The 25805-nt window shown below is 63.9% G+C and carries 21 protein-coding genes; 12 read left to right on the top strand and 9 right to left on the bottom strand.

Annotated features, from left to right (window positions below; genetic code table 11):
- Positions 1-178: 178 nt before the first annotated feature.
- Complete coding sequence (locus tag D6Z24_RS13770) at positions 179-646, top strand: rubrerythrin (RefSeq protein WP_129127178.1); 468 nt, start codon at positions 179-181, stop codon at positions 644-646.
- 23 nt (positions 647-669) lie between these two features.
- Here D6Z24_RS13770 and D6Z24_RS13765 read toward each other — a convergent pair whose 3' ends face one another.
- The 5 genes from D6Z24_RS13765 to D6Z24_RS13745 form a co-directional block, all read right to left on the bottom strand.
- On the bottom strand, positions 670-2226 hold the full coding sequence (locus tag D6Z24_RS13765) for a LysM peptidoglycan-binding domain-containing protein (protein ID WP_129127177.1): 1557 nt from the start codon (positions 2224-2226) through the stop codon (positions 670-672).
- A 77-nt stretch (positions 2227-2303) separates the two neighbouring features.
- Positions 2304-3641 carry a hypothetical protein gene (locus D6Z24_RS13760; RefSeq protein ID WP_129127176.1) on the bottom strand — a complete coding sequence of 446 codons (1338 nt, stop codon included), beginning with the start codon at positions 3639-3641 and terminating at the stop codon, positions 2304-2306.
- 167 nt (positions 3642-3808) lie between these two features.
- Positions 3809-4585 (bottom strand): amidohydrolase family protein, encoded by a 777-nt coding sequence (locus D6Z24_RS13755; RefSeq protein ID WP_129127175.1) that lies wholly within the window; start codon positions 4583-4585, stop codon positions 3809-3811.
- A gap of 36 nt (positions 4586-4621) precedes the next feature.
- Positions 4622-5077 carry a DUF2721 domain-containing protein gene (locus D6Z24_RS13750; RefSeq protein WP_129127174.1) on the bottom strand — a complete coding sequence of 152 codons (456 nt, stop codon included), beginning with the start codon at positions 5075-5077 and terminating at the stop codon, positions 4622-4624.
- 24 nt (positions 5078-5101) lie between these two features.
- Positions 5102-5590: a hypothetical protein gene (locus tag D6Z24_RS13745; RefSeq protein ID WP_129127173.1), complete on the bottom strand. Its 489-nt coding sequence runs from the start codon at positions 5588-5590 to the stop codon at positions 5102-5104.
- 519 nt (positions 5591-6109) lie between these two features.
- On the opposite strand from D6Z24_RS13745, the gene D6Z24_RS13740 reads away from it, so the two are divergent.
- From D6Z24_RS13740 to D6Z24_RS13690, 11 genes are all read left to right on the top strand, one after another.
- Positions 6110-8950 (top strand): Rne/Rng family ribonuclease, encoded by a 2841-nt coding sequence (locus tag D6Z24_RS13740; RefSeq protein ID WP_129127172.1) that lies wholly within the window; start codon positions 6110-6112, stop codon positions 8948-8950.
- 16 nt (positions 8951-8966) lie between these two features.
- On the top strand, positions 8967-9752 hold the full coding sequence (locus D6Z24_RS13735) for a hypothetical protein (protein WP_129127171.1): 786 nt from the start codon (positions 8967-8969) through the stop codon (positions 9750-9752).
- Positions 9753-9769: 17 nt separating this feature from the next.
- Positions 9770-10144, top strand: coding sequence for a fluoride efflux transporter CrcB (crcB, locus tag D6Z24_RS13730; RefSeq protein ID WP_129127170.1), 375 nt, complete (start codon positions 9770-9772; stop codon positions 10142-10144).
- Positions 10145-10215: 71 nt separating this feature from the next.
- Positions 10216-10593 carry a DUF190 domain-containing protein gene (locus D6Z24_RS13725; RefSeq protein WP_129127415.1) on the top strand — a complete coding sequence of 126 codons (378 nt, stop codon included), beginning with the start codon at positions 10216-10218 and terminating at the stop codon, positions 10591-10593.
- 52 nt (positions 10594-10645) lie between these two features.
- On the top strand, positions 10646-13339 hold the full coding sequence (locus D6Z24_RS13720) for a 2-oxoglutarate dehydrogenase E1 component (protein ID WP_129127169.1): 2694 nt from the start codon (positions 10646-10648) through the stop codon (positions 13337-13339).
- Positions 13340-13521: 182 nt separating this feature from the next.
- A complete protein-coding gene (odhB, locus tag D6Z24_RS13715; protein ID WP_129127168.1) occupies positions 13522-14790 on the top strand; it encodes a 2-oxoglutarate dehydrogenase complex dihydrolipoyllysine-residue succinyltransferase in 1269 nt (422 codons plus the stop codon).
- Between the two features lie 52 nt (positions 14791-14842).
- Entirely contained in the window at positions 14843-16249 is a 1407-nt protein-coding gene (gene lpdA, locus D6Z24_RS13710; protein WP_129127167.1) for a dihydrolipoyl dehydrogenase, read from the top strand.
- Position 16250: 1 nt separating this feature from the next.
- The gene (gene lipB / locus D6Z24_RS13705) at positions 16251-16868 is read left to right on the top strand and encodes a lipoyl(octanoyl) transferase LipB (RefSeq protein ID WP_129127166.1); all 618 of its coding nucleotides are present in this window, start codon (positions 16251-16253) and stop codon (positions 16866-16868) included.
- A 30-nt stretch (positions 16869-16898) separates the two neighbouring features.
- Complete coding sequence (locus tag D6Z24_RS13700) at positions 16899-19355, top strand: Lon protease family protein (protein ID WP_129127165.1); 2457 nt, start codon at positions 16899-16901, stop codon at positions 19353-19355.
- A gap of 92 nt (positions 19356-19447) precedes the next feature.
- On the top strand, positions 19448-20317 hold the full coding sequence (locus D6Z24_RS13695; protein WP_129127164.1) for a diacylglycerol/lipid kinase family protein: 870 nt from the start codon (positions 19448-19450) through the stop codon (positions 20315-20317).
- Positions 20318-20420: 103 nt separating this feature from the next.
- Positions 20421-21125, top strand: coding sequence for a response regulator (locus D6Z24_RS13690; RefSeq protein ID WP_246014670.1), 705 nt, complete (start codon positions 20421-20423; stop codon positions 21123-21125).
- Here D6Z24_RS13690 and D6Z24_RS13685 read toward each other — a convergent pair.
- The 4 genes from D6Z24_RS13685 to D6Z24_RS13670 all read right to left on the bottom strand — a co-directional run bounded on the left by D6Z24_RS13685 (position 21122) and on the right by D6Z24_RS13670 (position 25735).
- A complete protein-coding gene (locus tag D6Z24_RS13685) occupies positions 21122-22162 on the bottom strand; it encodes a glycosyltransferase (protein WP_129127163.1) in 1041 nt (346 codons plus the stop codon). The genes D6Z24_RS13690 and D6Z24_RS13685 overlap by 4 nt on opposite strands.
- On the bottom strand, positions 22152-23093 hold the full coding sequence (locus D6Z24_RS13680; protein WP_129127162.1) for a chemotaxis protein CheV: 942 nt from the start codon (positions 23091-23093) through the stop codon (positions 22152-22154). The genes D6Z24_RS13685 and D6Z24_RS13680 overlap by 11 nt, the downstream gene beginning before the upstream one ends.
- 128 nt (positions 23094-23221) lie before the next feature.
- Positions 23222-25228: a molybdopterin oxidoreductase family protein gene (locus D6Z24_RS13675; protein WP_129127161.1), complete on the bottom strand. Its 2007-nt coding sequence runs from the start codon at positions 25226-25228 to the stop codon at positions 23222-23224.
- A 198-nt stretch (positions 25229-25426) separates the two neighbouring features.
- Positions 25427-25735: a cytochrome c3 family protein gene (locus D6Z24_RS13670; RefSeq protein ID WP_129127160.1), complete on the bottom strand. Its 309-nt coding sequence runs from the start codon at positions 25733-25735 to the stop codon at positions 25427-25429.
- Positions 25736-25805: the final 70 nt, after the last annotated feature.

The following is a 25805-nucleotide window of genomic DNA, read 5'->3' as shown; positions in this document are numbered from 1 at the left end:
ACCTGCAGCAGGGGCGAACCAGCCGTCACAGTTGCGGCTTTGGACGGATAAAGGTAAATTGTAGTGTAAGGATATGTAGTTATTTGCTTTTTCGAATTAGAGAAGTCTTCGGAGACCGTATAAGGGGACAGGCTCCTGCGGAGCCCGTCCCCGGGGAAGTCTGCTGATGGAGGAAAAAATGGCGTACAAAATGGATATCGCGGTGGCCCAGGTCTTGACCGTCTGTGAGAAAACGGAGTTCGCGTGCGCCGATATCTACCACTACTTCGCGAACCTCTTCAAGGAGGAGCGCGAGATCTTCTACATCTGGCTGAAGAGCGCCCTTGAGCGGGAAAACCGCGCCAGGCTTTTCGCTCTGGTCGGGAAACTAAGGCTGGACGACGTGGTCGAGGCGGCGCTGCTCGATCTGGCCCAGGCCGAGGAAATCCTTAAGAAGGTACGCGAGTTGGAGAAGAAGGTAAAAGAAGAGCCCCCCGCGGTGCGGGAGGCTCTCGAATTGGCGATGGAACTCGAACAGACGCTCGACGCCATCTCGATGGAGAAGGTGGTTCAGTTTACCGAGTCCTACCAGAAGTGGTTCCTCGCCATCATGAACCGGGACCAGATGGAACTGCTTCAGAACGCCTACCAGCAGTTCGGCAAATAGGCTTTCAAGGACTTCCTGAACGGTTACCGGATCTCTTGCCGGTAGCCGTTCAGTTTGGCCAGTTCCTGCACCAGCGGATCGACCTTGCGGTCCGTGATGAAGATCCTTCCCCCACGCGGGTCGTTGATCATGACGCCCGGCATCCTCACCCCGTACCCCTGCTCCCATACCGACCACAGGTCCTGTTCGCCGTAGCGCCCGGAGATGTCAAGCCGGTTCAAAAGCTTGTCCGAGAGGCTTTCCAGGTCGTCCTGGTCCTGCACCTGGATCACCCGGTATCCCTTTGCCTCCAGGAGGTTCGTCAGCGAGTCCCCGAGCGGATCCCCCTGGAAACGCGCAAGTACGTACCGGTTGCCGTTCTTCTCGAAGTAGCGGTACGCCGGGATTTCCAGGCGGACGCCGTTGTTGTCGCCGGCGTATAGGTCGATGTTCTTGTCGGCCTGATACCTGATGCCGAGGGCGCCAAGCAGCGCATCGGCGATGGTTCTCGGGTCCTTCTCCGGGATCTGGTAAAGCACGTTGCCGTCGGGCCTCCCTGTGATGATCGGAGCGGTGGACGGCGTCTCCACCAGTTTGAAGCCGTTGGCCGCCAGGAGACGGACCAGCGCCTGCGGCGTCGCGGGACGCTTTCCGGGGATCTTCAAAAGGGTGATGTCCTGGTGCAGCAGGCTGTCCTGGCTTTTCTCGATCTTGAAGTCGGCCTGCACCGTCACCTTGCACTCGGAGCCGAAGTCGACCAGGAAGTCCTCCTCGAAAGAGTAGAAGCGCGCCGCCCCCAGAAGGGCGCGGTAGAAGGCACGCGGGTTGTCGGCGCGCTCGGAGACGATGGAGAGTTGCGGGTTCTTCTCCTGCAGCAGGTTTTTGACCAGCGGCGGAAGCGTACCGCTCGCGTCGACGAGGATGGCACCGCCGTCCTGGGTTGCCAGTAACGGGTACTTCTCGGGATCGAGCGAAAGGGAGAAGGCGCCGGAGAGGTAGTCGAGTTGGGCCTTCACCGACGGCGCGTTGGGGATCAACTGCGGCCAGACGTGGGAGGCCTGCTGGACCGCCTCGGCGTCGGCCAGCGCCGCACGCGACGGGGTTGCCTGCCGCGCCGGAGCCTGCAGGACCATCATGGTGGTCTCGCCGCCGGGCGATGCCTTCTTAGCCGCCATTTTGGAGGCGTGGCGCGGTCTTCCCTTGGCCGTCCCGCGTGCCGGGGGATCGATGGGGATCAGGAGCGTCGAACCGACCCTCAGCCTTCTGATGTCTGAGAGGTGGTTGGCGCTTTTCACCCTGCGCGCGACGGCGACGGCGCGGTCTCCGGTCAGCCCGTATTCGCGGGCAAGCACCCTGTAGATGAAGTCGCCGCGCTTGACCTTGTAGGTCGGCGTTCCCGTAGCCTTTTGCGGCGCGGTCTGGGCGGCCTTTTGCGGCGCCGGCTGCGCAGCCTTGGGTGCCGGTGCAGGCATGGGGTATTTCCGGGCGAGGGTGGCGGGTTCCAACTCGAACTTCTTTTCGATGCTGTAAGAGGTCAGCGGGAAGGCGGTCAGGAACATGAGGGCTAGGCCCAGGTGCTTCGTTTCGAGTTGAACCGGCATGCAAACTCCCTGAAAAAGATTGGCTGCTGCGCTACACGAAGGCTGACTGCTGCGGTGCGTCGCCTCTTGATTGCCTTCTATTTTTGCCGCTGGGCGGCGAGTTGAAGCACCACACCCAGGATGCGGCTTTGCGGGGTGCGGTAGATGGCGACCTCGGCGCCGCCGGGGGCGCGCCTTGTTTCGACCTTGACGCCGTCAGCCTCCTTGAACTTCCCCTTTGCGGGCATCTCGGCACCCACCGCTTCCCGGAACCAGGCCGGTACCTGGCTTTCACCGATCTCGGCGTCGCCCACGGGAAGGGCCTGGATCGCCATGATCCGCCCCCCTTCGCGGAAGACCCGGAACTCGACCTTCTCGTTCTCGTAGCGCTCCCAGCCGGGATGGGCCGCGGCATATGCCGCGTCGGCGGGGACTCTCGGGATGAACAGCGGCAACGCCTGCTGCTCACCGGACGCGGCCGGTGTCGGTACCGGTTGCGCGACGGTCTTGCCGGACGGAGCGGCCGGAACCGTTGCAGGCTTCTGCACCGGCTGCGGCTCGGGCTCGTGTGCAAAAAGGCGCCAGAAGAGCACGCCTGCGAAGAGCAGGGCAATGCCGACGTAAAGCGGGCGTGTCAGGCGTCTGGTTTCCGGCCCCTCGGGCACCGCAGGTTCGTCCCCTTCCTCCGGCACGCCGCACAGCTCAGGGGGCTTGCGGTAGATCTGGTCCGGGCTCGGGTACAGGGACTTCGGCCGGGTGCCGTGTCCCTTTTCTTTTCGCTGGGGCGCGGCTTCCTGCACTGCGGCCTGCTCCGTCGGCTCGGCGGGAGCTTCCGCGGGCTCCTGTTGCGGGGGCGGTGCGGCGACGAAAAACACGATTTCGTCGGACCCGGTGATCTCGGGGGGCTTTTCCACCGTCGGCCCCTGCAGCGCTTCCGCGTCGAAGACCAGCGGCTCGGGAGGTTCGGACGGCCAGTGTGGTGCCGGGTGCGGCTCAGCGATGCTGTCAAAGCTGGGGATTTCAAAATCCGGGAGATCATCGAGGATCAATGCGGAAGGCGCTGTGGTGGTCTGGGCAAAATCCTCGGAAAGGAGCTGCAGCACGTCGGAGGTCAATTGTGCAGTAGGCAGGGTGAGGCTGAGTGACGCGGCGAAGCCTGGCGGCGGGAAGCCGGGGGGCGCGTCGTCATCTCCCAGCAGGATGAGTCGCAGGTCCGCGTTGTCCACGAGCATCCTGGCCTGCGTCGCTATCTCGTCGCACGCAATACCATCCAGGCTGGACTGTATGAAGACGAAACGCGGATTCTCTTTGTGAAGTCTCTTCACTGCGCTGGCCAAGTCGGTTTCGAAAGTAAGACTTTTCAACGACTGGATGCGCAGACTCTCCACAAGATCGAGTGCTCGTTCGTCACTGGCTATGAAGAAGATCTCTGCCATCTTACCTGCTTTCGTAAGAATAGTCTCAGGGGCTATTGTAAGTAAAAATCCTGAGAAAAAACTATACCTGCTCGCAGAAGTGATCTATGTTTTTAATATAAAATGGAATAAAGTCAAATTATTTTAAAATAATTAAGCTTGATTCTTTGCTTTGAGTAAACTTTTGACTATATATCGTTTTGACGATAGAAGCTGAGCGCGTTTTGACAGAGAACCTTCTGCGCTAATTCGGGGGGGAGCGTGTCTACTACGAGCCGCAGGTCGTCGTCGCTGTAGGGGCGCGGGGCGCGTGTGGAAGGGAGGTCGGTGCCGAACATGAGGGCGTCGGGGTTGGCGCTGCAGAAGTCTCGCAGGGCGGCCGGTACGTCGAAATCGACGCGGCCGAAGCCCGTTGCCTTCACCCGCACCCCGCGCTCGGTGAGCGCAAGTAGCGTCGGCAGACCCTCGCGGGAAAGCCCCAGGTGGTCGATGCTGACCGCGGGGAGCCGGGTGAGGGTGCTCTTTAGGGGGGCAAGCTCGCGTGAGTCGACGTAGAGCTCCACGTGCCACCCGGCCAGTTCGTGCACCCGGCGGGCCATCGTTTCCAGGTGTTCCACGTTTTCGGACCCGCCCCGCTTAATGTTGAAGCGCACGGCGCGCACGCCGAGCCGGTCGAGGCGCAAGACCTCCTCGTCGCTGACCGAGGCGGGGAGCTGCGTAACCCCCACGAAGCGCGGCCCCAGGGTGGCGAGTGCGTCCTCCAGGTAGGTCTGGTCCAGGGCCTGGAACGATCCGGAGACGATGGCGCCACCGGCCAGGTTCATGCCGGCGCTCCGCTCGAGGTAATCGCGGCAGGTGAAATCGTCAGGGAGAAACCCCTGGTTTTCCACGAGTGGGAAGCGGCGATCGATGATGTGGAAATGGCTGTCGAAGACGGGGAAGAGGGCAAGGTCGCGGACATACATGGCGTGCCTCCTGCGGGCCCCGCTCGGGGCGCCGGATCATTTGACTACCGTGTTCGGGCCGATCTGCAGGCTTTCCTTGGCGATGAAGATTTCGCGCAGGAAGTTGATGAGTCCCGCCACCATGAGCAGCATGGCGACGATGAAGAGCACCGCGACCGGGACCGAGACGTCGTAGCGCAGGTAATCGCCGATGAAGAGCATTGCGATCACCGTGCAGACGAGGACCGCGGTAGCCGTGCACAGGAAGATGGCGTGACCGATCAGGTCAGCGCGGCGTTTGAGGGTGGCAAGTGCTGCGTGGAGTTTGGGCAGGCCGTCGGAGGAGACGGTCTCGAGCCTTCCCTCGTGGTAGCGGGCGCGGTCGATGATGCGCCCGAGCCGGTTGATCATGACGCTCAGCATGGTCCCGATGGCGGTCAGAAGGAAGACCGGGGCGACCGAGAGCTGTATGACGTGGGCCATGGTGCCTATGGTCTGGGAATCTCGCAGCATGCAGCTTTTCTCCTTGGGTCCTTTTCAGGACTCGAATCTTTCTTCCAGCTCCGCCTTGAACTGTTCCAGGTCGATCCCTTTCAGGCGCACCAGGTCCTTCATGACGGAATCGAGCACCGCATTTGCCGCGTGCAGCGTCGCCCTCTTGGAGCGAACCTCACGAAGTGCCTTCTCGCGCCCCTCGCCGGTCAGCAGCAGGTCGGAGCGCTCATTGTAGAAGCGGTGGATCAGGAAGTTCCTCGCCTTGAGCGCCAGCCGCAGTGCATGCACCGCCTGGTCGTTGAAGCCGACCTTCTCCTTGATCTCCTCCATCAGCCGTCCCATGGTCTGGGAACCGAGGATCTCCATCGATCCGCTGAACTCCTCCTCGGTGAGAGCCCCGTCGGAGAGTTCGATAAGGAGCGTCACGATGAACGAGATGTAAAGCTCGATTCTCTGGCAGTCCTGGACCGCCGCCCCCATTTCCAGGTAGATCGGGTTAAGCGGCGTGGTGTCTATTCTGATACCTGGCATGGCGTACCTTCGGGCGTGGTTTGACGAAATCCAATAGCACACTTCCGGTGCGCCATAAACAGCTAATTTAATGGCAGGGGTGCCGGACAGGCTGGAAGACCGGGCTCCCGCTACACCAAAAGAGGACATCTTCCCGACCTGTATACCTGTGTGGTTCAGAGGCGGTGCCGGGGTCGGGCTTGCATGGTTGCCCCTGGTAAGTTGCTGAATTTGCGGCCGTATTCATGTGGATCTCATCCTGTCGCCCTTCATGTGGAACACGCCCACCGGTGCAAGGGCCGCTGTGAATGCCTTAATGCCGCGTGTACACTCCGTTTTTTTATAGTGCGTGAGAAAGAAACTCTGCTATAATCACTCGGTTTTCATTAACCTTGCCCGCCCCGAATCTTCATCGGGACTGCATATACGAGTAGAAATCGGCCGGCACTGCCGGCGAGACAACAAACCTGGGCGCGAGAGGCACCGGACGGCACCGTCGCCGGAGCCCGCAGCCCCAAAAGGAAAGGGAACAACCAATCTATGGCAAGAAAAATGCTGATCAATGCGCTGCACTCGGAAGAGGCGCGCGTGGCAATCGTGGAGGATGGACGTCTGGTGGATCTCGATGTCGAGATCGCCGGCAACGAGCAGACGCGCGGCAACATCTACAAGGGGGTCGTGGTCCGCGTCGAGCAGGGGCTGCAGGCCGCCTTCGTCGACATCGGGCTCAAGAAGCTAGGCTTTCTGCAGATGGGAGAGCTGCACCCCGAGAACTGGAAATGGCGTGACGATATCCCCGAGGACCAGCGCCACCGCCGTCCCCGCATCCAGGAGGTGCTGAGAAGGGGGCAGGAACTGATCGTCCAGGTGGAGAAGGGGGAGCGCGACAACAAGGGCGCCGCCCTCACCACGTACGTCTCGCTGCCGGGACGCTACATGGTGGTGATGCCGGGAAGCGATTCCGCCGGGATCTCGCGCAAGGTTGAGAGCGAAGGGGAGCGCAAGAAGCTCAAGGAGATGATCGCCGAGATGACCATCCCCGAGGGGTACGGATACATCATCCGCACCGAGGCGATGGGGCGCACCCGTGAGGAGCTGCAGAAGGACTTCGACAGTCTGGTGGCGCTGTACCAGGGAATCCGCGAAAAAGGGCTCTCCATGAAAGGGGCGGGGATGATCTACCAGGAGTCCGCCCTGATCATCAGGACCATCCGGGATTATTTCTCCGCCGACATAGACGAGGTGCTCGTCGACAGCAAGGACGTCTATCAGGACGTGCGCGAGGCGCTCAAGGAGATCGATCCCGCGTTCGAGAAGCTCGTAAAGATGCATCAGGAGAAGCGTCCCCTCTTTTCGCGCTACCAGCTCGAGGAGCAGATCGACCTGATCTACGAGAAAAAGGTGCCGCTCAAATCGGGGGGCTCCATCTTCATCGAGCCGACCGAGGCGCTCGTCTCCATCGATGTCAACTCCGGCAAGTCCACCGGCGAGAAGGGGGTCGAGGACACCGCGTTCAAGACCAACCTGGAGGCCGCCGAAGAGGCAGCGCGCCAGCTGAGGCTGCGCGACCTGGGCGGGCTGATCGTCATCGACTTCATCGACATGCGTGACAGAAAGCACAACGCCGAGGTGGAGAAGACCCTGAAAAGCGCGCTCAAGGCGGACAAGGCGCGCGTGAACGTTGCCCGCATCTCCGAGTTCGGCCTTTTGGAGATGTCCCGGCAGCGCATCCGCCAGACCCTGAACCAGGCGAGCACCCTGGAGTGTCCGCACTGTGACGGGCGCGGCAAGGTGAAGTCGGTCGAGGCGATGGCGCTCTCCTTCCTGAGGAAGGTGCACGCGGCGGCCGCCAAGGGGACCATCGGCGAGGTGGTGGGAAGTCTCCCCCTCGAGATCGCCTACTACCTTCTGAACCGCAAGCGTCACGAACTCTCCCGGATCGAGAACGACTACGACATCGAGGTGACCGTCAAGGGGAAACCGTCTTATCTCCTGAACCAGATGGACCTGGAACTCGTCAAGCGGGAGAAGGTCGAGGAGCAGCCCCAGGAGAAGGTCCAGCCGGCGCGTCCCGTTGCCAAGGAGGAGGCGCCCGCCGAGGCCGCCGCCGACGGGCGCAAGAAGAAGAAAAAAGGGAAGAAGGCCGCCGAGCCCGAGATGCATGCCGAGGCGGTGCCGGTCGCCGTGGTCGAGGAGCCGAGCGGTGCGGAGCTCGTGGTGACCGTAGAGGGCGAGCCGGAGGAGCACAAGAAGAAGCGGCGCAGAAAGCGCAAGCGGGGCAAGGGGGGAGGTGCCGAGGCGGCCGCCCACCCGGCCGAGGCCGAGGTCGAGTTGCCTGGCGATGCCGGGGAACTTGCCGCGGGTGGCGCCGCTTCCGAGCAGGCCGAGGAGGCCGGGGCCGAGCATCCGGCGTCGGGCGAGCCTTTAGAAGAGGTCAAGAAGAAGCGTCGTCGCAAGAGACGGCGCGGCAAGGGCGGTCACGAGGCCGTCGCAGCGGGTGAGGTGCAGGTAGCCGGCGAAGAGTCCGAAACCGCCGCACCGGTGGCCGTTGCCGCCGAAGCGATGCCCGTCGTCGAGACCGCTGCCCCGGGCGAAGCCCCCGCGGAGAAGAAGCCTGCACGCAAGAAGAGGAGCCGCGGCAAGGGTGGAGCAGTCGAGGCCGTCCTTGAGGCCGTGGTAGCCGGTGTGGCGGTCCCCGTGGCCGAGTCCGCGCCCCCCGCCCCGGCAGCCGAGCCCGCCGCCGTGCCGGAGAAACCGGCCAAGAAGGCACGCCCTGCGCGCAAGCCGAAGGCTGCTGTCGTTGAAGGAGCCGCTGCCGTAGAGGCAGCCGCGCCTGAAGCCAAGACCAAGGCACCGGCGCGAGCCGAGGCACCGGCCCCCGCCCCACAGAGTAAAGCGGCGGAGCCGGCGGCAGCACCAGTCGCCGAAGCCGGCAAGGCCGAGGTAGCCGCAAAGAAGAAACCGGCCCGCCCCAAGAAGGCCAAGGGCGCCGAGTCCACCGCCGTGGCCCCGGCAGCCGCCGAAGCCGCTGCGGTCGAGCAGGCAAAGCCCGCCAAACCGGCAAAAGCCGCGAAGTCCAAGAAGGCGGCCGCCCAGTCCGACAATTCCGCCAATTCCGCCAATACCGCCAATACCGCCAAGTCCGACAAGTCCGACAAGTCCGACAAGTCCGACAAGGCGAAGCCGGCCAAGGCCGCCAAGCCCGCGAAAGCTGCCAAGCCGGCGAACGCCGAGCCGGCCGCCGAAAAGGCGCCCGCCGTGAAGGCAAAGGCATCCGCGAAGCGTGGCGCCGCGAAGGACGCTGAGCCCGCTGCCGCGTCCGAGGAAAAGCCGAAGAAGCCTCGCGCGCCGCGCAAGAAGAAAGAAGAGACGGCCGTCTGACGGCTCGGGGGATGAGATGACGAAATACCTCGCGGTCGCAGCCATAGTTCTTTGCTGCGCCGCTCCCTCGGCTGCGGCAGGCCTGGAAGAACTCACCCCGTACCTAGGCCCCCAGTACTTCACCTGGAAGGAGCGTAACGGTGGTAAGACCCTGCTCAAGGAGCACGGCCCGCTTTTCTGCGCGGGTGTGCGCCTTGGTGCGGTAACTTCCTCATCGGTTGCCCTCCGCGCCAGGGTCGAACTATTCGGCGGCGAAGTCTCCTACGAGGGGCAGACCCAGGCGCCCGAATCGGTGCCGGTCGACACCCGCGTAAGCTACTTGGGCGGAAAAGGGGAGTTCGACCTGGGCTACCGCTTCGAGACCGGCCCCGCGCGTCTGGAGCCTTTTGCCGGCGTCGGTTACCAGGGATGGTTTCGGGACCTGCAGGACTCGACCGCTTCCGACGGGACCAGCGTCTCCGGCTACACCGAGGGGTGGCAGGTCGGTTACACACGGATCGGTGCACGCGCCGATGCTCCGCTGGGCCGGGTGAGGCTATCTGCCGAAGCGGGTGCCAAGTACCCCTTCTACGTGGGTAACACCATCGACTTCAGCGGCAGCGGCAAGACCACCTTCCATCCCAAGGGAAGGCTGAGCGGCTTCGCCGAACTGGGCGCCGGATACGGCAACTTCCGGGCGTCGCTCGTCTTCGATGCCCTGCGTTTTGCGCGGTCCGACCTGAGGGCAGTGCAAGGCACCTACTACTTCCAGCCCGATTCCTCTTCCGACAGCTTCGGTCTGAGGCTCGGCTGGAACTTCTAAAAACGGCTGGTTTTTTCATGGAGCAGGTACTTCTCATAGCCCTTCTCGGGGCGGCCGGCTGTCTGACCCGGTATTTCCTTTCCGGCTTCGTGTACCGCATCTGCGGTACCGGCTTCCCCTACGGCACCCTTGCCGTCAACATCATCGGGGCGTTTTTGATCGGCCTCGTCATGGAGTTCTCCATCAGGAGCGCGCTGATCCCCCCTACCCTGCGTTTTGCCATCACCATCGGCTTTCTGGGTGGACTAACCACCTTTTCCACCTTCAGCCTGGAAACCTTCCGCCTCGTCGAGGAGGGAGCGCTGCTCCTTGCCTTTACCAATATCTTGCTCAGCGTAGTCGCCTGCCTTGCCTGCACCTGGCTCGGGATACAGACGGCCCGCTGGCTGTAGCCCCGCGCCCCGCAGTCACGGCGGCCTGCGCCTTTGCATCTATATAAATACACATGGAGGGAAGCGTGCCTATGAAGGTGAGGGACATGAGCCTGGAAAGTGACAGGAAGGGTATGCTCGGCGAGCAGGTTCTCCTGAGGATCTACATCGGGGAGCGCGACAAGTACAAGCACATCCCGCTCTACGAGTCGCTAGTCGAACTGTTTCGCAAGGAGGGATTCGCCGGTGCTACCGTGCTGCGCGGCGTGGCCGGCTTCGGCGCGCACAGCATGTACCACACCGATCGGCTGCTGCGTCTGTCCACCGATCTCCCGATGGTGATCGAGGTGGTCGACGAACGGGTGCGCGTCGAGGCGATCCTTCCCGCCGTGGAGGAGATGATGGACGGCGGCATGATCACCCTTGAAAAAATTCAGGTTTGGCGGTACGCGAAAAAACGCTCCGCTTGAAACGAAACCCTCATCTGCTACACTCTCCGTGTTCATGAAAAGGAGCAGATCGATGGGTATATTAGACAACCTGACCCCCCAGTGGATTGAGAACCAGTACGAACTATGGAAACGTGAGCCCGAAAAGCTTTCCGAGGAATGGCGGGCATTCTTCACCGGTTTTGATCTGGGAGCCGCCGCTCCGGCGCCCGGCACCCCCCCGGCGCCGGGATCCGAGGAGGCTCTCAAACAGTCCTCGGTACAGTCCCTCATCTACCGCTACCGCGACATCGGGCACCTGCTGGCGTGCACCGATCCCCTTTCACCCTGCCGGATAGAGCATCCTCTCCTCTCGCTGTCGACCTTCGGGCTGGACCCGTCCGACCTTGACAAGACCTTCCATACCAGGCGCTTCATGAAGAAAAGCGCCACCCTGAAGGACATCCTGCAGGTGCTGCGCAGCACCTACTGCGGGTCGGTCGGCGTCGAGTTCATGCACCTGCAGGACCCGGACGAGCGGCAGTGGCTCATCGACTGTATGGAGCCGGTGGGCAACCGCGGCGTTTTCACCAGGGAGAAGCGGCTCCTTTTGCTGAAAAAGCTCAAGGAAGCCTCCCTCTTCGAGCGCGAGCTGCACAAGAGGTTCCCCGGCCAGACGCGCTTCTCCCTCGAGGGGGGAGACGTCCTCATCCCGATGCTGGACGCCGCCGTCGCCAAGGCGGCCTCCCTGGGGGTCACCGACGTCGTCTTCGGCATGCCGCACCGCGGTCGCCTGAACGTTTTGTGCAACATCTTCGGCATGCCCTACGAGAACATGTTCGCAGAGTTCGCGGACAACTCCGAGTACGGCGTCGTCGGTGAGGGGGACGTGAAATACCACAAGGGGTTCTCGGTGAACGTCCCTGGTGCCGACGGCGGCACCGTCCACCTGACCCTTACCTCCAACCCGAGCCACCTCGAGGCGATCGACCCGGTGGTGCAGGGGAAATGCCGTGCGCGCCAGGACCGCATCGGCAGCGACGGGGAAACCCGCGTGCTCCCGCTTTTAATCCACGGCGACGCCGCTTTCTCCGGCCAGGGAGTGGTGGCCGAGACCTTGAACCTCTCCCAGCTTGCCGGCTACCGGACCGGCGGCACCCTCCACATCGTCCTCAACAACCAGATCGGTTTCACGACGAGCGCCGTCGATGCGCGCTCCAGTCACTACGCGACCGACGTCGCGAAGATGGTGCAGGCCCCGGTGTTCCACGTCTACGGCGATGACGCCGAGGCCGTGGTGCATGTGACCGAACTCGCCGTTGCCTATCGCGACCGCTACCGCAAGGACGTGGTGGTCGAGGTGATCTGCTACAGAAGGCACGGCCACAACGAGGGGGACGAGCCCTACTTCACCCAGCCGCTCATGTACCAGCAGATCAAGCTCCGCCCCCAGTTGCACTCGCTCTACGAGATGGAGCTTTTGGCCGAGGGGTTCGAGGAGGATGTGCTTAAAGAGATCGAGAACGAGGTGGTGCAGCGGCTGGCCCAGGCCGGCGAGCGCCAGGCAGCCCCGGTGGAGTCGGCCTTCCTCGCCCACTGGAGCGGGATGAAACCGGGCGTCGCGAAGGTGGCCGTGCCGACCTCGGTTCCCTCCGCCACGCTGCTCGATCTCTCCGAGCGGCTCGCGCGCATCCCCGACGGTTTCACCCCCCATCCCAAGGTCGCCGCGGTGCTGCAAAAGCGCAGGGATGCCGTGGTGAAGGGGGGACCGCTCGACTGGGGCAACGTCGAGACCCTCGCCTACGCCTCGCTCCTCTCCTCGGGCGTTTCCGTGCGCCTCTCGGGCCAGGACGTGCGGCGCGGCACCTTCAGCCACCGCCACAGCACCCTCTTCGACCAGGAAAGCGGCGCCACCTACCTGCCGCTCTGCGCCGCGGTACCGGAGGGGACCCACTTCTGCGCCTTCGACAGCATGCTGGCGGAATTCTCGGTACTCGGCTTCGAGTACGGCTATTCCCTCGAAGCCCCTGAGGCCCTCACCATCTGGGAGGCCCAGTACGGCGACTTCGTTAACGGCGCCCAGGTCATCATCGACCAGTTCCTGGTGAGCGGTGAGGCCAAGTGGGAGCGCTCCAGCGGTCTCGTCCTCATGCTGCCGCACGGCTACGAGGGGCAGGGGGCGGAGCACTCCAGCGCCCGCATCGAGCGCTTCCTCGAACTTGCCGCCGCCGGCAACATACAGGCGGTTTATCCCACCACACCTGCCCAGCTTTTCCACGTTCTGCGCCGGCAGATGCTGCAGCCCTTCAGAAAGCCGCTCGTCCTTTTCACCCCGAAGAGTCTTCTGCGCCACCCCGACTGCGTCTCCAGGCTCGAGGAGCTGAGTTCCGGCGGTTTCCGCGAGGTGATCGCCGAGCCCGCGGCCGGCGAAGCGGTGTGCCAGGTGATCATCTGCAGCGGCAAGATCTACTACGACCTTTTGGGACGCATCAGGAAAGAGCAGTTGCAGGGGAGCGCCCTTTTGCGCATAGAGCAGCTCTATCCGCTCCCCATCGAGCAGTTGCGCGACGAGCTGCAGCGTTTCCCCGCCGGCGTCCGTTACACCTGGGTTCAGGAAGAGCCGCGTAACATGGGAGCCTGGCGCTTCATCCACGAGCCGCTGAGCGAGCTTTTGGGAAGCGTTCCCAGGTACGTAGGGCGCCCCGACGCGGCCGCCCCCGCCTCCGGCTCGCACCGGCTGGACCGTGTCGAGCAGGAGCGCATCGTTGACGAAGCGCTGAAAATCTAGAAGACGTTCTAAGTTCTATGTTCTACGTTCTAAGTTAACCCCTTATTAACTCCATTAAGTGGCATGCCCGATTAGGGAAGGGGTCTTTCTGTGCTGCAGAAATAGAAGAGGTTCTCTGAAGTTAAACGTAGAACGTAGAACATAGAACGTAGAACGGCCGTTAAGAATAAAGGGAGATGCACATGGATATCAAGGTTCCGGCAGTCGGCGAGTCGGTTTATGAGGCGGTCATCGCCAGGTGGCTCAAGAAGACGGGCGACGTGGTGGCCAAGGACGAGCCGCTGTGCGAGATCGAGACGGACAAGGTGACCCTGGAGGTGACCAGCGACGCGGACGGCGTACTGACCGTGCTCTCCGGCGAGGGAGAGACGGTGAAGATCGGCGCGGTGATCGCGACGATCGACGCGCGCGGCGCCCAGACCGAAGGGGCGCCCAAACCCGCGGCCGCGCAGGCGCCACAAAAAACTGCAGCGCAAGGCGCCGCCCCCCCGATGTCCCCGTCGGGGCGCAAGCTGGCCCGTGAGCTCGGCGTGGAGCCGGGCGAGGTCCAGGGAAGCGGCCGCGGCGGCCGGGTCACCAACGACGACCTCATGAAGGCGCAGGCGGCGAAGGGAGAGGCGGCGCAACCTGCCGCGGTCAAGCCCGCCCCGGTCGAGTCGACGCCGGCTACCCCCAGTAAGCCCGTTACGGCTCCCCCCGCGGCACCCGCCACCCCGCCGCAAAAAACGGCGACCAAGGAGGCGGCCGAAGAGGGGCGCATCGTGCGCAAGCCGATGACGCAGATCAGAAAGCGCATCGCCGAGCGCCTCGTCTCGGTGCGCCAGCACACCGCCATGCTCACCACCTTCAACGAGGCGGACATGAGCGAGGTGATCAGGCTGAGAAAGAAGCACGGCGAGCACTTCCAAAAGCGCCACGGCGTGAAGCTCGGTTTCATGTCGCTCTTCGTGCGCGCCTGCTGCGCCGCGCTTGCCGAGTTCCCGGACGTGAACGCCAGCATCGAGGGGGACGACATCGTCTACCACAACTTCTGTGACATCGGCGTGGCGGTCGGCGGCGAGCGCGGCCTGGTGGTGCCGGTCTTGAGGGACGCGGAGAAGATGGGGCTCGCCCAGATCGAGCTCGCCATCGCCGAGTTCGCCGAAAAGGTGCGCACGAACCGCATCGCCCTTTCCGACCTCGAAGGGGGGACCTTCACCATCTCCAACGGCGGCATTTACGGTTCCATGCTCTCCACGCCGATCCTGAACCCGCCCCAGTCCGGTGTGCTGGGGATGCACAACATCCAGGAGCGCGCCGTGGTGGTGGACGGGCAGATCGTCGTGCGCCCGATGATGTACCTGGCACTCTCATACGACCACAGGATCGTGGACGGCAAGGGGGCGGTCGGCTTCCTGAAGCTCGTCAAGGAGTACATCGAGGACCCGGAGGAGATGCTGCTCGAGTGCTAGGAGCAAAGTGAGTCAACCTGAAACTGAAATCGATGCAAGCTGGAGGGAAACCATGTCCGAAGAAAACTTCGATCTCATAGTAATCGGCGCCGGCCCCGGCGGGTACGTCGCCGCCATCAGGGGCGCCCAGTTCGGCATGAAGGTCGCCGTCGTCGAGAAGCGCGGCTCCATGGGGGGCGTCTGCCTTAACGAGGGGTGCATCCCGAGCAAGGCGCTCCTCGACTCGAGCGAACTCTACCACCTGGCGCTGCACCGCTTCGCCGGCCACGGCATCGAGGTGCAGCCACCCGTCCTCAACCTTTCCCGCATGATGGCGCGCAAGGAAGATGTCGTTAAGAAGCTCACCGACGGCATAGCCTATCTCTTCAAGAAAAACGGCATCACGAGCTTTCTCGGCACGGCGACCATGCTTGCGCCTGAGAGCGGCACGCACCGGGTCGAGGTGAAGGGTGAGCAGAACACCATCATCTCCGGCAAGAAGGTGATCATCGCCACCGGCAGCGACGCCGTACAACTCCCGTTCCTTCCCTTTGACGGCGAAGGTGTCGTCTCCGCCCGCGAGGCGCTTTCCTTCACCTCGGTCCCGGAGCACCTGCTCGTCGTGGGGGGAGGGTACATAGGCCTCGAACTCGGCTCGGTGTGGCTGAGGCTGGGCGCCAAGGTGACCGTGGTCGAGCTTTTGCCGCGCCTTGTCGCGGGGAGCGACGGCCAGGTGGCCGAGGCGCTCCTGCGCTCGCTCAAGAAGCAGGGGATGCAGTTCATGCTGGGTGCCAAGGTGGCCGGCGTCGAGAAGAAGGAGGGACGCCTCGCCGCGCGCATCGAGGGGGAAGGCGGGCCTCAGGAGATCCTTTGCGACAAGGTCCTCGTCGCGGTCGGGCGCAGGCCGCTTACCGGCGGGCTGAACCTGGAGGGGCTCGGCATCGCGATGGACGGCAGCCGCATCAAGGTCGACGCCGACTATGCCACGAACGTCGCCGGGATCTACGCCATAGGCGACCTGATCGCAGGTCCCATGCTCGCCCACAAGGCGATGGAGGAGGGGGCGGTCTGCGTCGAGCGGATGCACGGCGAGCCGAGCCAGGTCGATTACGGCTGCATCCCCGGCGTCTGCTACACCTGGCCCGAGGCGGCCTCGGTCGGCAAGACCGAAGAGGCGCTCAAGGAGGAGGGTATCGCCTACAAGGCGGGCAAATTCAACTTCATGGCGAACGGCCGCGCCAAGTGCATGGACGAGACCGAAGGGTTCGTGAAGCTCCTCACCGAGGAGAAGGGGGGGCGGCTTCTAGGCGTACACATCTTGGGGCCCCGCGCTTCCGACATGATCGCCGAGGCGGTCACCGTGATGAGCTTCGGCGGCAGCGGCGAGGACATCGCCCTCACCGTGCACGGCCATCCCACCCTCTCCGAGGCGATGAAGGAGGCGGCGCTCGACCTCGACAAGCGCGCCATCCACGGCTGACATGGTCGTTCACGACGCTAGGGTGATCGGTTACCCGGAGGCGCTCGCCTTGCAGGAGCGCCTGGTAGGCGAAGTGCAACAGGGGGGGGAGGAGACTCTCATCCTTCTCGAACACACCCCCGTCTACACCATCGGCGCCGGCGGCGACAACGGCAACCTGCTCGATCCCGCGATAACGGCGCACCGGGTCAACCGGGGAGGCGACGTCACCTACCACGGCCCCGGCCAACTGGTCGGTTACCCCATCCTCGATCTCGGACGGCGCGGACGCGACCTGCACCGCTACCTCCGCTTCCTGGAACTCTTTCTCATCGAGATGTGCGGCAGCCAGGGCGTCGCCGGGTTCACCGTCCCGGGGAAGACGGGGGTCTGGACCGCCGGGGGGAAGATCGCCGCCATCGGCGTCGGCGTGCGCCGCTGGGTATCGATGCACGGCTTTTGCCTGAACGTCGCCCCCGACATCTCCCCCTTTCAAAGCATCAACCCCTGCGGCATGCGCGACTGCCGCATCACCTCCATATCCCTTGAACGCGGTGAGGAGGTGGCGGTGGGGGAGCTGAAACAACTTGCCACAGCCCGCTTCGAGACGCTCTTGAACACGCACCTGCCGTCCCGGTAACCCCCCACAGCCGCTTGCAAGGAGGCTCACATGTCCGAAACCGCTAACAGAGTCCCCGTAGAGAAGCTCCGCTGGGTATGTGACCCCGCCCTTTTCAATTTCAAGACCACAGAAGAAATCGCGAACATCGAACGCAACATCAGCCAGGACCGCGCCATTGCCGCCATCGAGTTCGGTCTGGGCATGCCCAACAGCGGCTTCAACATCTTCCTCGCCGGCGAGCCGGGCACGGGGCGGACCTCCACGATCCGGCAGATGCTGAAGAAGTTCGTCAAGGACACCTGCCCCCCGAGCGACTGGTGCTACGTCAACAACTTCCACACCCCGGACGCGCCCATAGCCCTCGCCCTGCCGGCGGGCATGGGACGTGGCTTCGCCGCCGACATGCGCGAACTCCTCGACTACATGCGCGCCAACGTCCCGACCGCGCTCGAAAGCAAGGAGTACGAGACCAACCGGGTCGGCATCATCGAGCAGTTCCAGGAGAGAAACGGCGAGATCTTCTCCGAACTCGAGTCCGAGGCGGGTGAGCGCGGCTTCGCCCTGCAGCGCACCGTCTCCGGGCTCGTCATCGTGCCGCAGAAGGAGGGGCGTAACTTCACCCAGGAGGAGTACGAGGCGCTCGAGAAGGACGAGCGGGAGAAGCTCGACACCGTGGGGCGCGAGCTCACCGAGAAGCTGAACGACGCCCTGCGCCAGGTGCGCGAGAACGAGAAGGCGCTGCGCGACGCCCTGGCGCTTCTGGACCGCGAACTCGGGCTCGCCGCGGTCGGGCACCACCTGAACCCGCTCAAGGAGAAGTACCAGGGGTTCGCCAAGGTCCAGGAGTACCTGGAGAGCGTGCAGGAGGACCTCCTTTTGAACCTGGAGGACTTCAAGCCCCAGGCGGCGCCGCCGCAGATTCCCGGTCTCAAGCTCCCGAAACAGGAGCCGACCTTCGAGCGCTACGAGGTGAACGTCCTCGTCGAGAACAACCCGGACATCGGCGCCCCCGTGGTCTTCGAGTCGAACCCGACCTACAACAACCTCTTCGGGCGCATCGAGAACGTCATGCAGATGGGGGGGGTGGCGACCACCAACTTCACACTCATAAAGCCCGGCGCCCTGCACCGCGCCAACGGCGGCTACCTCGTCCTCGACGCGCGCGAGGTGCTCATCAACCCCTTCGCCTGGGAGTCGCTCAAACGCTGCATCAGGAACATGGAGATAAAGATCGAGGACGTCCTCGAGCAGTACCGCTTCATGACCGTGGTGTCCCTGAAACCCGAGCCGATCCCGTTGGACGCGAAGATCATCATGATCGGGTCGCTCTGGATCTACTACCTTCTCTTCTACCTAGAGCCGGACTACCGGAAGTTCTTCAAGGTGAAGGCCGATTTCGACAGCCACATCAGCCGCACCCCGGACGTCATGCAGGACTACGCCCTCTTCGTCGCCGCCCACTGCTGCACGGAGGGGCTGCTCCCATTCGACCCGACCGGCGTCGCTGCCCTCCTGGAGCACGCCTCGCGCATGGTCGAGGACCAGACGCGGCTTTCCTCCCACTTCATGGAGCTCTCCGACCTGATCCGGGAGTCGAGCTATTGGGCCAAGCGCGACGGCGCGCAGGTCGTGGACCGCAGCTGGGTGAAGCGGGCGATCCAGGAGAGCACCTACCGCTCGAACCGCATCGAGGAGCGCATCCAGGAGCTCCTAGCCCAGGGGGTGATCCTGTGCGACACCAAGGGGAGCGTCGTCGGGCAGGTGAACGGACTCTCCGTGATCACCATGGGTGACTACACCTTCGGGCGTCCCTCGCGCCTCACCATACGCGTCTCCCAGGGACGCGCAGGCATGGTGAACATCGAGCGCGAGGTGAAGCTCTCCGGCCCGATCCACGACAAGGGGGTGCTGATCCTTACCGGCTACCTGGCCGGGAAGTTCGGGCAGGAACAGCCGCTCTCCTTCTCGGCGCATATCTGCTTCGAGCAGTCCTACGAGGGGATCGAGGGGGACAGCGCCTCCTCGGCCGAGCTCTACGGCCTCCTCTCCGCCTTCTCGGGGCTAGCGGTCAAGCAGGGGATCGCGGTCACCGGGAGCGTCAACCAGCACGGGCAGATCCAGCCCATAGGCGGGGTGAACTACAAGATCGAGGGGTTCTTCAACGTCTGCAAGGCGAAGGGGCTGACCGGCGAGCAGGGGGTCATCATCCCGAAGATCAACGAGCAGAACCTGATGCTGAGCGACGAGGTGGTGCAGGCGGTCTCCGACGGGATGTTCCACGTCTGGAGCGTCTCCGAGGTGGAGGAGGGGATCGAGATCCTCACCGGCGTTCCCGCCGGAAGGCCGGCCGAGGACGGCAGCTACCCCGAGGGGAGCGTCAACTTCCTGGTGCAGAAGAGGCTTAAGACCATGCTCGAGAACATGCGCAAGTTCCAGCAGCCCGAAAGGGAAAAGGACGAGCCGGCGAGACTTCCCGAGCAGGTGAAAGAGCCGGAGCATCCCTGACGGGAAGCCCCTGCAAACCCCTTGTAATCAGATGGTGTTTTTGCTACCTTCCGGGGGGCGCTGTTGCGGCCCCTTTTTCGTGGAGGTGCTTCTTGTCCGGACGCTGTTTCCTCATCGTAAACCCCACCTCGGGGACCTTTTCGCAGCAAAAGGTCGACCTGATCATGGCAGGCCTCAAGGAGCGCGGGCTCGAGCCCACGCTCATGCCGACGCAAAGCGCCGCCGACCCGGCCCTCTTCGCCTCCCGCATCTGCGTCGAGGAGAGTGATCCGCTCATCGTGGTGGCGGGGGGGGACGGCACCATCAACGGCGTCCTGAACGGGCTCGTCCCCGGGGCGGCGACCCTGGGCGTGATTCCCCTTGGCACCTCTAACGTGCTCGCGCGCGAACTCGACATCTCCTCCATCGACGAAGCGCTCGGTCGCCTGGCCCGCGGCGAGTCGCGCCCCGTTTCCGTGGGAGAGGTGGAGCGCGACGGCGAAAAGAGGCGCTTCGTGCTCATGGCGGGCGCCGGTTTCGACGGCGCCGTGGTGCGCGACGTGCGCCTCTCCGAGAAGCGCGCCATCGGCAAGGGGGCCTACCTCCTCTCGGCGCTGCGCAACTTGAGGGACTGGGACGCGTCGCAGCTCACCGTCACCGGGGGAGGGAAAAGCGTCACCTGCCACGGCGTCATCGTCTGCAACGCCGCGAAGTACGGCGGGGACTTCGTCCTGGCCCCCGAAGCGGACCTCTTCACCCCGGGCTTCCAGGTGCTCTGCATCAGCGGGGGGCGTCTCGCCTATTTGGGGCTCGCCCTGGGGCTTTTAAACGGCACGGCCGTCTACAGCCGGAACGTCACCTCTTTCAGCGCGGAAGAGCTCGAACTCTCCGGGGCGAAGGCTGTACAGCTGGATGGCGATTACGTCTGCCCGACACCGCTTACCATCCGGACCGTTCCCGAGCTGGTACGCCTTGTGGTCTGATAGCTGTTGTCACCTTGACAAACCTGCCATGATATTGATTAATGAACGGGTGGCCGGCTGCATCGGCTTCCCACTGATATGAACTGACCGGGAGGGAATAGGCGTGAGTACCAAAGCGAAGATCATGCTGGTTGACGATACGAAGCTGATCCTGGAGCTGGAGAAGAGCTTTCTGAAGTGTTCCCATGTCGAGGTCGTCACGGCCGGCAACGGCCTGGAGGCGCTCGAGTTGATCCGGAAAGACCCGCCCGATCTGGTCTTCATGGACTTCAACATGCCGGTCATGGACGGCATCTCCTGCTGTGCCCTTCTTAAGGCCGATCCCTTCCTCTGCGGCATCCCCGTCGTCATGCTGACCACCGCCGGCAACGAACAGGACCGGGCGCGCGCCGCCCAGGCCGGCTGCGACGACTTCCTGACCAAGCCGGTCGACCGCCGCCTCTTCCTCGATATGGCCCACAAGTACACCGCCGGCGTCGAGCGACGCGAGCAGAGGGTCCCCTGCCAGATCCCGCTTCTTTTTCTCCTGGACGGCGCTCCGGTCGGCGCCCACGCCCTCGACATCGGCGACGGCGGACTCTTCGTGGCGAGCCGCGAAACGGTGCTTTTGCACCAGAAGCTGCGCCTCGCCTTCTACCTGGAAACGGCGAAGCTCCCCCTGTTCGAGGTGCAGGGACGGGTGGCCTGGGTGAACGAGGAGGGGAGCCGGGTGCACAAGGGGTTGCCGGCGGGGTTCGGTGTGGAACTGCTAGAACTCGAGCCGTGGCAGTGCGACGAGCTGAAGAGTTACGTTGAGGGGATGCGCTAGGGGAGGGTTGCGAGGGTGAGCCTCAGCCAGAGCCTGGTGAGGAGCGCCGCTCCCAGGTCCCCGGCGCGGTTGTCGATGAGCCGCGCCGCGAAGCGGTCGTAAAGAAGCAGAAACCTTCCCCCCTTGCCCGCCTCGAGCGCACCGGTCAGGACGTCCAGGAAAAGGGCGAGCTGCCAGGCGTTCCCCCTCACGTAGGCGCCGGTCTCGCGCCACAGGCGGCGCCTCTCTTCGCGCGGCAGCGCGCGGATCGCCTCGGCGAGCGGCGCGAGAAACGGTCTGAGCCTGAGCTTCCCCGTCGCATCCTGGCTGCGGTAACTTTTTTTCAGGTCGTGAATCAACTGCAGATGCCCGGTGTGGGCGAGGTTCATCAGCACCGCGTTCAGCGATTGACGGGGGAGGAGCCCCTCGGCGAGGAAGCGGCGCGGCGAGGTGCTGATGCGGGCCGGCAGGAGGAGCCAGCGCCCCATCCTCCGCACGCGCTCGGCGAAAAAAGTGTCTTCCATGAGCGGCAGGACGGCGTCGAAGGGCCCCGCCTCCTCGAAGAAGGCGCGGCCGATAAGAAAACCCTGGTCGCCGTGGATACATCCCGGGCGGTCCAGGGTCGCTTTTTGTCCGTAGAAACGGTAGGGGAGCGGGGTCGGTCCGGCAAAGTCGAAACTTAGGGCGAAGCGTCCGGCGGCCCGCGCCGCTCCCGCCGCCGCAAGCGCGTCAAGCCCCCTGCGCAGGGCGAGCGTGTCCTCGAAGTAAGAATCGATATGCAGGAAAAGGAGCGTCGCCCCCCGTGCCGTTAGGGCACCGCGGTTCAACTGTCCCGCGCGCCCCTTCTCCCCCTCGATAACCCTGACGGGAAAGGGGAGCTTGCCCGATAACCGCTCCGCCTCATCTCTGCCGCGGTCGCTGGAGGCGCCGTCCGAAAGGATCACCTCCAGGCGTACCCCCTGCTGCCGGGAGAGCGCCGTGAGGAAGGGAGCCACGTTCCCCTCCTCGTTGTAAAACGGCACGATGACCGACAGCTCGGGGGACGGCTCAAAGGACAAGGGTGTCCGCCTTTTGCACCAGGTTCGGCAGGTCCGGCTTGGTGAGGATGTCGCTCGCCCCCAGGTTGCGCCACTTCATCTTGTTGTCCTCGCTGGCAAGCGACGAGAAGATGACCACCGGCAGGTACTCCAGGTCCGCCTCCTTGCGGATCAGCGCCGTCAGGTGCAGCCCGTCCATGCGGGGCATCTCGATATCGGTGATGACGAGGCTCAGCTGGTTGGCGAACGGCTCACCGGTTCCCTTGCATTTCTCGCGTACCGCCTGCACGTGCTCCCACGCCTCCTCGCCGTTTTCCGCTTCCACCACCCGGTAACCCGCTTCCCTGAGCGACCCGCACATGGTTCTCCTGATGAAGGCCGAGTCGTCGGCGACCAGGATGGTCTTCGCGCCGCGGTTCGCGGTCGAGTGCGCGAGCATCAGATCCTCTCCCGGGGCGGCGAGCGCCATGGTCGAGGATAGTTCGCCGATGATCTTCTCGAAGTCGAGGATCAGGATGATGCGGTCCTCCATCTTTACGACGCCCGTTATGTTCGCGTCGTGGATCGCCTTGACCGGGGGCTCCACGTTCTCCCACGAGATGCGATAGATGCGGGAGACCGAATGGACCTGGATGCCCACCACGATCCGGTTGAACTCGAGGACGATGACCCGGTCCGCCGGGATCCCCTCGGTATTCTTGTTGAGCGCGCGGGACAGGTCGATCAGGGTGATCACCTGGTCGCGCAGCTTGATCATGCCGCTCACCGAGGCGTTCGCGTTCACCACCTTGCGGATCTCCGGGAGGCGGATGATCTCGCGTACCTTCGCCACGTTGACGCCGAAGTAGCAGGGAACGACGTTTCCCTTGGCGTCCATCTCGTCGATCCTGAATTCGACTATTTCCAGTTCGTTGGTGCCGCTTTCCAGAAGTATCTTGCTGTTCGGTTCCATACGCCCCCCGCTTTTTTCGTGCCGCTTTTCCTGATTACATCGGCAGCACGCGCCAAAGCATGAGGCAAATCTGCACTAAATGCTCGGCAATCCTCCCCGCGAGACGTTCGCCCTTCCGCCGTCAGTCGTCAATTGCCTCTGCGCACATCGACCCGGTTGTCGTAGAAGGTGCTCCCCCCCCCCTGGTCGGTGAGGCGCTGCGAGGTGAGGGCGTTCACCGAACGGCTTCCCGGTGCGAAGGCGAGCCAGAAGACCCCCTCGGCGACCACGACACCGGAGGGCACCTTCGGCGTCACCTCGAGTGTGAAGTCGACCTCCCCGAGCTCGTTCCATGCGACGACCCGCTCCCCGCCGGAAAGCCCCTTGCCTGCCGCGTCTTCCGGGTTCATCTTGAGCCGCATCCCCCCCTGCTTCCCGCGCAGCTCCTCCTGTTCATAGAAACTCGCGTTCAGCGCGTACGGCGTCGGCGCGGTCATGAGCCGGAAGGGGAGCCTGCCCGCTTCCTCGTGCGTCGGCAGGTAGCGCGGCAGCTTCTCCTCGAGCCGCTCGTTCAGGATCTCGATGCGCCCGGACGGGGTGAGGATCCCCTCCTGCCGCGCGGCGAGGGTCACCGGGCGTCCCTGGGCGAGCGCCTCAGCGTCGATCCCCTCCCTGAGCGGTCTCGGCACGGCAAGGAGCCGGTCGATCATCTCGTCCGCCGTCAGGGTGAAGATCTCCTCGGTGAAACCCATCCCCTGGGCGAGCAGGGAGAAGACCTCCCAGTTCGACTTGCTCGCCCCCACCGGGTCGACCGCCGCCTGCGCCCGCTGGATGCAGTAGGTGCCGTAGGAGCGGTAGATGTCGCTGTGCTCGAGCGACGAGGTCGCCGGGAGGACGATGTCCGCGTAGCGCGCCGTGTCGGTCATGAAGCGCTCGTGCACTACGGTGAAGAGGTCGTCGCGGGAGAGTCCCTTGAGCACCTGGTTCTGGTCCGGCGTGACGGCGGCCGGGTTCGAGTGGTACACGTAGAGCCCCATGATGCTGGGGGAGTCGAGCTCGTTCAGGGCGTGCCCCAGCCGGTTCATGTTGACGAGTCGCGTCGTCCCGGGGATCAGGTCCTCGCGGGTCAGAAGCTCCATAGGGAAGGCGGCGCCGGTGGAGGTGTCCGGGAAGCATCCTCCCCCCTCCTTGCCGTACGCTCCGACGAGCGCCGGCAGGCAGCAGACGCAGCGCACCGTCATGGCGCCGTTGCCGTAGCGTGAAAGGGCGCTCCCGAGCCTTATGAAGGGGGCTTTCGCCTTCGCGTAGCGGTGCGCCATGGCGACGATGTCCTCCGCGGAGAGCCCGGTAAGTGCCGCGGCGCGCTCCGGGGTGAAATCGGGAAGGACCTGAGCCGTGAGCTCCTCGAAGCCGAGCACGTGCTCCGCGATGAAGGAGAGGTCGGTGAGCCCGTCGCGTGCGATTACGTGCATCATGCCGAGGGCGAGCGCCCCGTCGCTTCCGGGACGGACCAGGAAGGTGCGGTCGGCGGCCGAGGCGGTGGGGGTCTCGTAGGTGTCGATGAGCCAGACCTCGCCCCCGTTTTTGCGCATCTCGCCCGCCTGGTTCAGGAAGTGGATGCTGGTAGCCGCCGCGTTGATCCCCCAGAGGATGAGGAGGTCGCTCTTCCCCGCGCTCTCCGGCGGCGGCGTTGCCGTCTGCCCCATGACCGCCTTCCACCCCTCCCCCTTCGCGGGAGAGCAGATGGTGCGGTCGAGGCGGGAGGCCCCCATGCGGTGGAAGAAGGGGTGCCCGGAGTTTCTCTGCACGATCCCCATGGTCCCGGCGTAGGAGTAGGGGAGGATCGCCTCCGCCCCGTGCTCCGCGATGATCTTTTGCCAGCGCGCGGTCACCTCCGCGATCGCCTCCTCCCAGGAGATGGGGGTGAAGCTGCCGCTTCCCTTCGCGCCTGTACGCTTGAGCGGCGTGGTGAGCCTCAAGGGCGAGTGGACCGTCTTTTCGTAGTGGCGCATCTTCGGGCAGAGTGTGCCGCGGCTGAAGGGATGTTCCGGGTCCCCCTTCACCGCAACCGCGCGGCCGTTTTCCACCTGCACCAGCATGCCGCAGGTGTCGGGGCAGTCGAAGGGGCAGACCGATCTCTTGGTAACAACGCTCATCTCTTTTCTCCTGGGGGTGAAACGGCTTCGAAACTGGCTGTCCCTTTTTATGTTTTTTGCGGCTGCAGATCAACACAAAAGCTGTTCATGTGCCTCACCCCTTTGCGCCGGGGCACGCTCACTAGTTTTGATCTATTTAGGAGGGGGGCAAAGCGGCTGCGCGCCCCCGCAATACGGGGACGCGCAGAGTGGGAAGGGTTACTTCTTGTGACATTTGGCGCAGTTGCCGGCCGGCTTGAACGCCTTCTTGCCGTTGTGGCACTCGCCGCAGTACTTGCCCGCGTTGATGTCCGCCATCTTCATCTGTGCGGCACCTTTTTTCATCTTGAAGATCTTGCTGTGGCACTCGTTGCACTTGAGCCCCTTGCCGGCATGGTCGTCGCCCTTGAAGGTGACTTTCCCCATCGCCGTGTTCCACTCCACACTCTTGCCAGCCGGTACCGCCATCGCCTGTGCCGCCGCCATGACAACCACCAGGGCTGCCGCCATCATCGTTATCTTTTTCATAGTTCTCCCTTCGTTTCATTAGTAAAAAAAGCCTTTAAGTTGATAACACACCCCACCACGATGTCAAGAC

Origin of the sequence: Geomonas oryzae, from assembly GCF_004117875.1 — a bacterium.
GTDB classification, from domain to species: domain Bacteria; phylum Desulfobacterota; class Desulfuromonadia; order Geobacterales; family Geobacteraceae; genus Geomonas; species Geomonas oryzae.
The sequence above is the reverse complement of the archived record's forward strand: the minus strand, read 5'-3'. Positions and strand labels throughout refer to the sequence as shown.